The organism is Ornithinibacillus halotolerans, from assembly GCF_014637405.1.
Taxonomy (GTDB): Bacteria; Bacillota; Bacilli; order Bacillales; family Amphibacillaceae; genus Ornithinibacillus; species Ornithinibacillus halotolerans.
The window spans coordinates 29,998-42,277 of the sequence record NZ_BMEY01000023.1; the positions used below are offsets into that span (position 1 = coordinate 29,998).

12 protein-coding genes are annotated in these 12,280 nt (G+C 35.0%); 9 read left to right on the forward strand and 3 right to left on the reverse strand.

What is annotated here, in order from left to right; all coding sequences use genetic code 11:
• Positions 1–2 precede the first annotated feature (2 nt).
• On the reverse strand, positions 3–1,910 hold the full coding sequence (locus IEV35_RS17275) for a vWA domain-containing protein (protein WP_188385898.1): 1,908 nt from the start codon (positions 1,908–1,910) through the stop codon (positions 3–5).
• A 43-nt stretch (positions 1,911–1,953) separates the two neighbouring features.
• Positions 1,954–2,826, reverse strand: a complete 873-nt coding sequence (locus IEV35_RS17280; protein WP_188385899.1) for an AAA family ATPase — start codon at positions 2,824–2,826, stop codon at positions 1,954–1,956.
• Positions 2,827–2,934: 108 nt separating this feature from the next.
• Here IEV35_RS17280 and IEV35_RS17285 point away from each other — a divergent pair, with 108 nt between their 5' ends.
• The 4 genes from IEV35_RS17285 (at position 2,935) to IEV35_RS17300 (ending at position 5,437) form a co-directional block, all read left to right on the forward strand.
• Positions 2,935–3,561 carry an N-acetylmuramoyl-L-alanine amidase gene (locus tag IEV35_RS17285; protein ID WP_229740793.1) on the forward strand — a complete coding sequence of 209 codons (627 nt, stop codon included), beginning with the start codon at positions 2,935–2,937 and terminating at the stop codon, positions 3,559–3,561.
• Positions 3,562–3,683: 122 nt separating this feature from the next.
• A complete protein-coding gene (locus tag IEV35_RS17290) occupies positions 3,684–4,097 on the forward strand; it encodes a transposase (RefSeq protein WP_188385901.1) in 414 nt (137 codons plus the stop codon).
• Positions 4,098–4,294: 197 nt separating this feature from the next.
• Positions 4,295–4,525 (forward strand): helix-turn-helix domain-containing protein, encoded by a 231-nt coding sequence (locus IEV35_RS17295; RefSeq protein ID WP_188385902.1) that lies wholly within the window; start codon positions 4,295–4,297, stop codon positions 4,523–4,525.
• A 12-nt stretch (positions 4,526–4,537) separates the two neighbouring features.
• Entirely contained in the window at positions 4,538–5,437 is a 900-nt protein-coding gene (locus IEV35_RS17300; protein WP_188385903.1) for an RluA family pseudouridine synthase, read from the forward strand.
• Between the two features lie 31 nt (positions 5,438–5,468).
• Here IEV35_RS17300 and IEV35_RS17305 read toward each other — a convergent pair whose 3' ends face one another.
• Positions 5,469–6,458 carry a DmpA family aminopeptidase gene (locus IEV35_RS17305; RefSeq protein ID WP_188385904.1) on the reverse strand — a complete coding sequence of 330 codons (990 nt, stop codon included), beginning with the start codon at positions 6,456–6,458 and terminating at the stop codon, positions 5,469–5,471.
• Between the two features lie 158 nt (positions 6,459–6,616).
• On the opposite strand from IEV35_RS17305, the gene IEV35_RS17310 reads away from it, so the two are divergent.
• From IEV35_RS17310 to IEV35_RS17330, 5 genes are all read left to right on the forward strand, one after another.
• Complete coding sequence (locus IEV35_RS17310) at positions 6,617–6,796, forward strand: hypothetical protein (RefSeq protein ID WP_188385905.1); 180 nt, start codon at positions 6,617–6,619, stop codon at positions 6,794–6,796.
• 27 nt (positions 6,797–6,823) lie between these two features.
• Positions 6,824–8,698 carry an ABC-F family ATP-binding cassette domain-containing protein gene (locus IEV35_RS17315; RefSeq protein ID WP_188385906.1) on the forward strand — a complete coding sequence of 625 codons (1,875 nt, stop codon included), beginning with the start codon at positions 6,824–6,826 and terminating at the stop codon, positions 8,696–8,698.
• A 454-nt stretch (positions 8,699–9,152) separates the two neighbouring features.
• Positions 9,153–10,205, forward strand: coding sequence for a C45 family autoproteolytic acyltransferase/hydrolase (locus IEV35_RS17320; RefSeq protein WP_188385907.1), 1,053 nt, complete (start codon positions 9,153–9,155; stop codon positions 10,203–10,205).
• Between the two features lie 82 nt (positions 10,206–10,287).
• The gene (locus IEV35_RS17325) at positions 10,288–10,962 is read left to right on the forward strand and encodes a hypothetical protein (RefSeq protein ID WP_188385908.1); all 675 of its coding nucleotides are present in this window, start codon (positions 10,288–10,290) and stop codon (positions 10,960–10,962) included.
• A 144-nt stretch (positions 10,963–11,106) separates the two neighbouring features.
• Positions 11,107–12,267 carry a DUF5667 domain-containing protein gene (locus IEV35_RS17330; protein WP_188385909.1) on the forward strand — a complete coding sequence of 387 codons (1,161 nt, stop codon included), beginning with the start codon at positions 11,107–11,109 and terminating at the stop codon, positions 12,265–12,267.
• The last annotated feature ends 13 nt before the right edge of the window (positions 12,268–12,280 follow it).

A 12,280-nucleotide genomic window follows, 5' to 3' on the forward strand; every position in this document is an offset into this window, starting at 1 on the left:
TATTAAATCGTCTTCAATAACAATTTCTTCAGAAGTGGTGCAAAATGTTCTGGTAATTGAGCTACACTTGGAATCATTACTCGTTCTTTACCATAAATATTTTGCATGATAGAATCTTCTCGCTCTTCAATTTCTCCATTCGCTAGAAACATCCCAATCACTTCAATTCCTTTTTTACGTGCATCAGAAACAGCAAGGTTTGTATCAACAACCCCATTTTGGTCATAGTTAGCAGCAGCAGGCTCGCCATCTGAGAAAACTAATAGAAATTTATGCTTCTCTCTTCTTGCTTCCAGTTCTTTAGTAATTACTCGTATACTAAATCCATCCCGATTATCTTCTTCTGGTTCTAGTTGCATAATTTTTGGTCCATTTTGCTGGTAAAGTGAATCTGAAAAAGAATGAATGCGATGGAAATAGTTTGGTTGATAATCTTTTGTTACTTCATTTGCATCTTCCCAAAATCCAATTATGGAATGCGGGATATGTAAATGTTTTAGCACTTCATGGAAAAGCACAATGCCTCGTTTTGTTTCATCCATTTTATTGTGCATCGATGCAGAGCAGTCAACTAATAGAGTAAATATAGCATCAAATTCGTTAGAATCCTCATTTTTCTTATAAAATACTCTTGGGTTTTCGTCTAATACAATTGGTAATAGTTTTTTTGATAAGCGGCCAAATACAAGATCACTTCTTGGTTCATTTTTCTTATGCTCAATAGTTTTTTCAATCGTTTTTGCTAATTTCCGTTTGTATGCTTCAATATCATGTACGTACCCTTCGTATGTCAAAATATCTTCTTTTGTAGGAACTTTTGCCAATTTCTCTATTATTACTGCATCTTTATTATCTTCTCCGAATTCATCCGCATTGCCTCCAGAACGGGATGAATTGTCTTTTTCCAATGCTTCCATTTTTGAATAATCATTTTGTTTACTTTGACCACTCGCACCTTGAATGGAGGCAACTGCTTGGTCACCTTCTTCTGTTTCCCGAGCACCACCACCTAACATGCTAGTGTTTGTACCTTGCTCTAGTTCAAATTGAAGAAAGTTCTGTCTGCGGTTTTCGTTTTTGTTTTCTCGATGCCAAGTAGAGAATTCTTGATCAAAGTATTCACTTTTATCCTTATCAAAATCTTGCATATCTTTATTTGCAAGGGGGTCTGTCCTAGTGAGTTCATCAAATAACGTGTTTTTCTCATATTGTTCAATGTGATTAATTGGAAAAACAAAATATTCATTAATGGTGTCTTTATAATCGTTTGTTCGATAAATAATTTGTTCCGCGATATTCGCTATCTCACGTGTATCCTTTGCCTCAAATAAAGAAAATAGAAAAGGTCTAATTTCCTCTAACTTCTCAATCTGTTTTTCATTTGCTTTAGGAAAAGTTGGATCAGGGCTTTCCGCTGTCAATTGTAAGTAAATTAAGCAAAAAAGTTCATCTAATGGAAAGTTCCTTGTTGCATTAACAACTAATTGGGAGCTAAAAAAGTGCCGATAAGCTTGTCGTCGAATTGAGAATGCTCGGAAGGTTCCCGGACGTTGATGTTTAATAATCTCTTCTAACCGAAGATCCTCTAAAAGAGTGAATAAGGCATGGGCAAAATTAGGTACACCGGTTTCAGAAATTGTTGGTAAAAAAGATTTCATCACCGGAATACTGGAATATCTCATCGTACCAATTGCTCGTAAGTAGACATCCGTTTTTAAACCAGGTTCCTTTATTGCATCATTCGTATTATCCCAAAATCTACTTGCGGTAAGTTTATTTTCAATAAGGTCAACAAGTGAACCAAAATTATATTCAAATTTTAAGTCGCGAATTCCCGATAGAACAGTAGCAAGGTCTTGTAGTTGAAGAAAAACTCCTGTATCAACTCTTGCATCATTAAAAACTTTCATTGTTATTCCTCCTAACTAAACTGATCTAGTAGGAAAAATTCTCCTAAAAATAAGTCTCGGCTAAATTTAATACAAATTCTTTTTCCCGATCTTCATCTAACTTATCAACAATGGCACGTAAAACTGCTCGCTTTGGAGGAATATACACGGATAAGTCACATGCATCTAATAATGCCCGAATGGATGCCGCATCTTCTGATAATTTTCCTTGCGTAACAGCTTCAATTAAATCGGAAGATAGTTTCACAAAGTAATTAGTTAGTGTTTCGTCATTTAATTTTGAGTTTGTTTCGATTAATTGTTTTAGTTGTGCTCCTTCTATATAAGGAATTTCAAGTACGATAAAGCGGTTTTTTAATGCTTCATTTAATGGAACGGTTCCAATATAGCCTTCATTTATTGCAGCAATAACTCCGAATCCCTCACTAGCAGTAATAATCTCATTTGTAAAAGGGTTAGTAATTGTTCTACGGTAATCAAGCACACCATTAATTAATGGTAATGTTTCTGGTTTAGCCATATTTACTTCATCAATATATAAGAAAGTACCATTAGTCATCGCATTAATCACAGGACCTGGAACGAACTCTATCATTTGTTTCTCTCCTTGATAGGATAATGTTTTAAATCCTAACAAGCTTTCTGCATCTAAATCAACAGAGCAGTTCACACTAAACATAGGTTGCTGAAACAAGTTGGATAGAGTCTCTGCAAATTTTGTTTTCCCTGCACCAGTTGGTCCTTTAAGGAGTATGTTCTTACCTAGACTAAGTGCTGTGATTGCATCTATAAGTAAATCGATATGTGGTGGCATATATCCACCTGGACGGATAAGATGTTGGTATTTATTCGTTTTGTTTCTATTTTCTTGTAAAATACGTATTATTTCATCTGGTAGTGGATAGTTAATGTTCATTGTAAATCTCCTTTCCTCCTGAACATTGTACGCCTTTTGAAAGTGAATCACAAAAGAAATCTTTGTTACATCATTACCTATAAGAGTGGAGTGGTACTAATGCTTAGTATGTTGATATTGAGTTTACTATTGATGCCTACGATGAATGCAGTCGAGGAAAAAGGAAATGATCATGTAATACAAAGTCATGAATTTTTATTGCCAATTTTAAACTCGGAACCGAGAACAGAGAATATTACTCATATTGTAATCCATTCGATTAGTAATATTGTTGCTAAGCCTGAGTCACCGTATAACATAACTGATATTTATTTATTATTGTTGGAATATGGCCTTTCTACTCATTATGTCATAGACAGAGAAGGGACTATATTCCAATTCGTATCGGATGACCGTGTCGCTTATCATGCGGGGAGAAGTAGTTTACCCCAAGCTCCATTTATTGACCATTCAATGAATGACTTTTCGATTGGGATTGAGATAATGGGAATCGGGACGAAAGAGGAAATGACGACATTCATACCAGAAAAAATATTTGATTCAATAAATCCACAACATATTGGCTTTACGGAAAAACAATATAAATCTCTTCAAATTTTAATAGCGGACTTAATAAATCGTTACCCGAGTATTCGGCATGACAGATTTCATATCATTGGTCATGAAGATTATGCTGCAGGTAGAAAAGTTGATCCAGGTAAATTGTTTAATTGGAAGAAAATTAACTTAGAATAAGTTTTTGTACTTTTTTACTAGTTATTAGGGAGAAAATCCTAATTTTGTAATGATAGTGTAATGCACTATATTGTATGATAAGCTTATCTTCACTTTATTAGGGCAGCAGGGGAGATGGGGCTTTGAAAAAACAAAAGCAACTATATAGTAGGTATAGCAAACAGACAAAATTAGAGGCAGTAAGATTAGTTCTAGAAGAAGATCGACCTGTACAAGATGTAATAAAAGACTTAGGAATACGCCATCGGGATAATGTGTATGAATGGATCAAAAAATATAAAAAAGAAGGTCCACATGCTTTTGATAGGTCATTCGAAAAAGTAGAAGAAAGTAAACTATTACAAGTCGAAAAACAAGTCGAAGAATTAAAAATAGAGGTTGAGGCTTTAAAAACTTGTCTGAATTTTCTTTTAGATGGCGAAGAAGAAAAATACCAAGCAATTCGAACCTTAGAAAAACATTATCCAATAGACACACTTTGTAATGCATTGAATGTACCAAAGGGAGAATTTCTAGAGTATAGACAGAGGGCTTAATATTTAAATTTGAAAGAGCTGTGACAAAAACTACATTAAAGGTAGTTTTTGTCACAGCTCTTTTTTTATTGTTTAATATTAGTTTTTAATAAATACTTTATTAGTGTATAATCTCCTTTATGTAGTTTTAATATTTCCTTATCAGGAAATTATAGTAAAAAGATTACTTTCAAAGTTCAAAAAGGATGGTGTTCTTCATGTATGTAACAATTCCGGAGTTAGCAGAATATTTATCCATGAATGAAGCGAAAGTGAAATCTCTCGTATTACAAGGCAGGATTCGAGCAATTCATGATGGAGAGCAGTACCTAGTAAACAAAAGTCAATTTACAACACACTTTGAACAAGTGGAGAAATATAAATTAATGATTCAAGAGTATTTGAATGAACCAATTCCAGAGGATATCGACGTAAAAGACGAAGATTAGGAGTAAATTAACATGTCATATAACAAAAGGCCAACACAAAAGAACGATACGTTAAATTTTAAAATTACTAAATCAGATGAATTGTTGCCATTTTTATTAAGCCAGATGTCTAATCGGAGTAGAAATTCAGTAAAGTCCATACTTACACGTGGTCAGGTGAAAGTAGATGACCATATAGTGACCAAACACAATTATCCCCTACGACCAGGTCAGAGCGTAAGCGTGTTAAAAAATAAGGTTGCCGTTAGAGAAAATGTACTAATCGGCATGGAAATTCTGTACGAAGATAAAGATATTATTGTAATTAATAAAGATGCAGGCCTTTTATCTATTGCAACAGAAAAAGAAAAACATCGGACTGCCTTACACCAGTTAATGGAACATGTCCGACGCCAAGATCTTAGAAATCGAGTATTTGTCGTTCATCGATTAGATAAGGAAACTTCAGGTGTGATGATGTTCGCGAAGAGTGAAAAGGTGAAGCGAAAACTACAAGATAACTGGAAAGAACTTGTGAAGGAAAGAACGTATGTAGCACTTGTGGAAGGGAAACTAGAACAACGAGAAGGAATGGTCAAATCCTGGTTAAAGGAAAGTAAAACACATCACATGTATTCTGTCCAGGACAAGAATGGTCAATTGGCTATCACTCACTTTAAACGTATTCAACATAACGATAAGTTTTCTTTAGTAGAGCTACAACTAGAGACAGGACGGAAAAATCAAATTCGTGTCCATATGAGTGATTTAGGTCATCCAGTAGTTGGTGACAAAAAATATGGTGCAAAAACGAATGAGATTGGTAGACTTGGTTTACATGCAAAAATATTATCTTTCCATCACCCGGTAACAAATCAGTTGATGTTGTTTCGAGCAGATGTTCCAAAACCATTCTACTCCAAATCAAAGTAGAACGTAACAAAAGAGGAGAGAAGCACCACATTTATAGTGGTGCTTTTTCTATAACTCTTCCTTTCTGACCTATCGTAGTATCTGCGTGGATTAAGGAATTAATTATTGCTTCTTCTGTTACTTCTGCTACTGCTTGGAATAGTTGGCTCATAGCTTTATCGTCATCTCGTAAATAAGTGATTGAATCTAGATGGCCATTTGCATTATGGCTAAATGTATTCGCTGTGGAAAAAGCAATGGCAATATCACCACTGCCATTGGCCATATGACTACCCACTCTCCCTAATCCAGCAGCTGTACGTTTTGCTAATCGTTTTAATTGCCTATCATAGACTGGTGCATCTGTTGCGATGATCATCATAATCGATCCGTCCGTACTGTTAGGATTTTTCTTTTTCTCGACAAAGTTTGCAAATAAAGCATCCTCACTATTGCCAAAATTACTTAATACTAAGCAACCAACTGTATATTTTTCCTTCGCTGTTACAACTCTTGATGCAGTACCAATGCCACCTTTATATCCGAAACAAATCATCCCTTTACCTGCTCCAATAGCTCCTTGTTCGGTCGGTTTACTTTTGGCGTTGTTAATTGCTTCTATTGCATGGTCTGGTTTGATAGATTGTAACCTCATTGAGTTTAAATGGCCATCATTACATTCTCCGACAACGACATTCAATGTCCCTGCTGAATCTCCTAGTTCTTTGTTTTGTTCTAACATATAGGAAACAGTACCTTCAAGTACTGGACCTACACTTAATGTATTCGTTAACATTATCGGTGATTCAATTAACCCCAGTTCGTCAACTTGAACAAGGCCACTTGTTTTACCATAACCATTTATGACGTAGCTTGCAGCTCTAACCTTTTCATAGAAAAGATTTCTAGGGTGTGGAAGGATAGCGGTCACTCCAGTACAAATAGTGTCTTCCTCATTTAATTTTTCATAGAGTGTTTTATGACCAACTAGAACCCCTTCGACATCAGTAATACAGTTATTTTTCCCTTTTTGTAATACCATCTGTTTCCCCCCAATAATAAAATTCGGTACTTCTATTATGTACGATTATATATGGATATTTACAAAGTTTACATTGTTTTTTGCATTGCAGACAAATGGTAAAAAACGTATTGGTAATGTAAACTGATATGTAGGAGATTTTACAGGAGGATATAGACATGAAACCTTTAATTTATCAAATTATTATTATAGCATTTGTTTGGACAGGGATGGTCTTCTTCTTAGACGAGATGGACCAATTAAGTAAGATGATATTTTACGTAGTTACATCATGGTTACTGTTATTAATTGTTTTATTGGTGAAGCAATTTATTAGTCAGCGCAAGAATTCAAATTAACGTTAAGTTGTTAAGGAAGGACTAGTTATGTTAACAATTGAAAATTTACATAAATCTTATGGAGATAAAATTCTATTTAAAGATATAAGCTGTACGATAACTAATGAGGACCGGATTGGTTTAATAGGTGTGAATGGGACAGGGAAATCTAGTTTCCTAAAAGTAATTGCAGGCTTGGACTCAGCGGAAAGTGGTACGGTTCAATTTCCAAAAGAATATCGCATTGAGTATTTACCGCAAGAAGTTGAATTAGATCCAAACTTATCTGTAATTGAGCAAATTTACTATGGTGAAGCAACAATAATGAAGGTAATGCGAGAATATGAAAGCACCCTACAAAAGCTATCTGCGGATCCAGAAAATACAAAGATTCAAGAGGCGTTAATAAAAGTACAACAAAAGATGGATGAGCATGAAGCTTGGGAAGCAAATACAGCTGCAAAAACCATTCTAACAAAATTAGGTATTACCGATTTTAATAAAAGTGTAACCGAATTATCGGGTGGTCAGCGTAAACGAATTGCTATAGCTAAAGCGTTAATTCAACCTGCAGATCTATTAATACTGGATGAACCAACGAACCATTTGGATAACGAAACAGTTGAGTGGTTGGAAAAGTATTTACAAAGTTTTAAAGGCGCATTATTACTCGTTACTCACGATCGATATTTCTTAAATCGAGTGACAAATAAAATTTTTGAATTAGATAAAGGAAATCTCTATATCTATGAAGGAAACTATGAAGTCTTTCTTGAGAAAAAGGCCGAGCGAGAGGAACTAGAGCGAAGTAATGAACAGAAGCATGCAAACACATTGAAAAGAGAGTTAGCATGGTTAAAAGCAGGTGTGAAAGCAAGAACAACAAAACAAAAAGCAAGAATAGATCGAGTACATGAATTAAAAGAGAAAACCTTCCAAACAGGATCAAAACAAGTAGAGTTTCAAATTGGGTCTACACGTCTTGGCAAAAAAGTATTGGAATTAGAACATATTTCGAAAGCATTCGAAGGTCGACAGCTTATTCAAGATTTTAGTCAGTTAATTATTCCTGGTGATAGGATTGGGATTGTAGGAGCCAATGGAACTGGAAAAACAACTTTGTTAAATATTATGGCGAAACGTTTACAACCAGATAGTGGCGAAGTAACCATTGGGGAAACAGTAAAAATTGGTTATTACACGCAAGGTGATGAAGAATTAGATGGTGAAAAAAGAGTAATTGATTATATAAAAGAGGTTGCAGAAATAATCTATACGATAGATGGAGATGTTATTACTGCTGAACAAATGCTTGAGCGTTTTCTGTTTCCTCGATATGAACAATATAACTATATCCGCAAACTTTCTGGTGGGGAAAGAAGGCGTCTTTATCTATTAAAAGTGTTAATGACAGAGCCGAATGTTCTATTTCTTGATGAACCAACAAATGATTTAGATACACAAACATTAAGTGTGTTAGAAGAATATTTAGATCATTTTCCGGGGGTAGTCATCACTGTTTCCCATGATCGATATTTCTTAGACCGGGTTGTAGATAAATTATTCGTGTTTGAAGGAAATGGTCAAATTAATCCATTCTTCGGTAATTACAGCGAGTTTAGATCCTCACAACAACCAGTCGAAAAGAAATCCATAAAAGTACAAAAAGAAGAACAAAAGCCTAAACAAAAGAAAAAATTATCTTATATGGAACAAAAAGAATGGAATGAAATTGAAGACCAGATTGCAGCACTGGAAGATAAAGTTGCAGAATTAGAAGAAGCAATCGCAGCTGCAGGAAGTGATTCTGAAAAAGTACAATCCCTCTTCGCAGAACAACAAAAAGTAAACGAACAACTCGATGCGAAAATGGAAAGATGGGAAGAATTATCCTTGTTAGTAGAAGAATTTGAGAATATGTAAAGAATAATGACAAGGATGAGACAAAATTAAATGTAAGACCTAAAAGAAGAACAATAAGCATTATTAGCTCCGGGAATATACGTAGACTCCTTGAAAAAAGAATATCACTTTTTTCTGCGTGCGATGTGTCGCTGTCGAAGCGTTCCTTGTCCTGCGGGAGGATAGGCTTAGGTGAGACCCCACAGATGCACCTGCGTCTGCAAGTAACGCTACGAAGAAAGCTTCCTCGGTGCAAGGCAGCAAGGAAGCTTATTCAAGTAGTAGCCTGGCTCACCAGCCGCCCGCGGCGAGGTAGACACTGCGATGGTTTTTCCGAGCAGATGTCGCCCCGGTACTGGAAGTGAAAGCGAAGTATATTCCCGGAGCGGGTAAGTTGCACCCAAATCGTATAATTCGGTTCTTACTAATTAGAAAAGCTTTTGTCCCAATCCTATTCTATAAAGGACTGATTCGAATGAAACAAATCTACAGTGACGTTATTCAATTTAGAGGATCTCATTATGACTTCGGATTTATGCAAGGAGAACGCTTAAAAGATACATTATTAATCGAAAATCGAAGACGGATTTGGAAATTACGCAGGGCCCATTTCATTATTAAAGAAGAAGAAGTAAAAAATGTAATTGAGCCGTTTGCACCTGCAATTTGGGAAGAATTACTTGGATTACAAGATGCTCTGAAATGGGATATGCAAGAAGTATTACGAGAATTTGGCGGATATCGTCTTCACTATATGCGAAGTGGTTGTTCCATTTTTACAGATACAGATTATATGATTCGTAACTATGACTATCATCCAAAAACATATGAAGGTAGATATACACTTTATCAACCAACAGATCAAGGCTATGCAATCATAGGTCCAAGTCAACGTATTACAGGAAGAATGGATGGGATGAACGAAAAAGGGTTGGTGATGGGGTATAACTTCATGCATCGAAAGAAACCTGGAGATGGATTTATTTGTAATATGATTGGAAGAATGGTCTTGGAGAACTGCGCTACTGTTGAAGAAGCCATTCAAATGTTAAAAGAAATTCCTCATCGTCATTCGTTTAGTTATGTTGTCCTTGATCAATTAGGAGATACTTACATAGTTGAAGCAACACCTCGTGGAGTAGAAGTTCGTAGTTCAAACGTTTGTACGAATCATTTTGAATTAATGAAACATGAAAACAGATACCACCTAGATGATTCATTTAAAAGAATGGATGCCATAAATGCTCACAAAGAGAATGTAATGAATGCTTATGATGCATTTCGAATGATGAATGACTCTGATAAAGGTGTTTTTTCAGATCAATATAAAAATTGGGCTGGGACAATTCATACGTCAGCATATTTTCCAAAGGAACAGAAAGCATGGTTTGCACTCGGTGGCGACAGGGAACCAGTCATCATTAATTTTAAAAAATGGCTACAAGGTGATTCATTACAGTTAAAACGAATTGTAGGAAAGGTAGATACGAATCAGCTTTTTGCTCATATGGATAAGAATGTGAGATAAAGTTTTATGAAATATGTTTAAATCCAGGGTTTCTTACAAAAGCTAAAGAATAATTATTATTCTTTTCCTAGGAGGCTGTTCGGTGAAGCTCTATCAGGTTCGGAAAGGTCAGTTTGTTTTTTATCAAAATGAATTACATAAAGTATATACTGTTAAACATATGTTCAAGAAGTCAGTCCATTTATATAGAATGAAGGATATGAAGCAAGTATTAACGAGTGCAAACGAGATTACATTATATAAGCCTAAACATAATGATACATTTATTTTCTACGGAAAACGGTATACGATAGATGAGAATAGGCGACCAAATCCAGGTGATTATATATTAATTACGAAACCAGCGCCTGACTTTTTGGATCATTATTCATTAAATTCCATTGAGAAAGTTGCTAGTGTAGAGGATGGGAACGTAGTAACGACAAGGGATAATGGAGTAAAACATCACGAATATGTTGTCATGGTCCCAGGAAAGGCAGAAGCAAGTCAAGAAATTGCCTATTATGATAAGAATTTAGTCCCTGAAGAACAACAAATCCAAGATGAGAGTATCTCTTATTTAATGGATAGTGATGAAGATATAGTAAAACCAGTAGTAGGGGATGTATTTTTGGATGTGGAAACAAATACAAAAGCAATGGTAGTTGCAATGTCTGGGACAGAAGTCGTATTTGGCCATGGAAAAAAAGTGCATATTGCCGAATTGTTTGATGAGGAAAAATATCAAGTAGTTTTCAGGATTTTAGAAGATTTATAAGCAGAAATAGGTAACTGTGTTGCGAGGATAATTAATTTATTCTCGCATTTTTATTTTTTCTACAAAAAGGGACATATAAATTCTCATACCCCTCGAAATATATAACGCAAATAATAATATATACAGTTCGAGGAGGAACAATAAATGAAATTATCAAAGAAGATAACTGTATTAGTAACTAGTACAGTACTAGTCTCAACGGTCTTAACATCAGGAGTAACTGCTGTATTTGCAGAGGAGAACGATGAGGGACTAGTTATTACAGCACCACAGGATGAAACTACACTTTCTCAGGAAGAAGAAAATGTAGAAACAAATGAAGATAATGAAGTTACAGACGAAAGCACTAATACTGAAAATAACGAAGAAGAAGCAATGGAAGAGGTTGAAGTTGGCCTAATTCCTGGAGACTTTTTCTATTTTGTAAAAGTAATTCAAGAAAAAATCCAATTAGCATTAACATTTAATGATTATAAAAAAGGTCAATTACTGGCAGAGCTTGCTGCTGAACGAATTGGTGAAGCAAATGCTTTAATCCAACAAGGAGAATACGAAAAAGCTAGTGAATTACTTCAAAAAGCATTAGAGTTGCAAGAAGAGGCAGAACTAAAGGTTGAAGAGGAATCAGCAAATAATGAAGATGATACAAATAATAAAGAAGAAGGTAACGAAATAGTAACGGAAGAAAGTAATACAAATGAAGAAGGTACAGAAGAAACTGATGAAGTCGTAGTTGAAGAAACTGACGAAGTAGTAGAGGAAGAAGCGGAAAAAGAGGATACAGAAGAGGGAGAAAAAGTTAAGGTTAAACTAGCGAATAATATTAATGCATTATCAGCTGTATTAGCTAAAGTAGACAATCCTAAAGCACAAGCAGCGATTATGAAAAATATCGAGAAATCCTTTGCTAAATTAGCGGAAAAAATTGAAAAACGTTCAAATAAAGTAGCTAAGCAGGAAGAGCCAGTTGAACTAGAGGAAAAAGATAAAGCAAAAGAGAGCTCAGAAGAAAAAGCAACATTTACAGTTCAACCACCAGTAACAGATAAAGAATCGGAAATAGAAAAGGATGCAAAAGATTTAAAAATAGTAGAAGTGAAAAAAGACTCTAATAAAAAAGAAAATAAAGCTTCAGAAAAAGTAGAAAAGAAAGCTGAAAAGGCATTAGAAAAGGCTGAGAAGAAAGCAGAAAAAGCCGAGAGAAACAAACATAAAGAAAACAAAGGTAATAATGGCAACAACGGCAAAGGAAATAATGGAAACAATGGTAAGGGACAAGGAAATAACGGAAAAGGTAATAACTAATAAAAAAACTTAG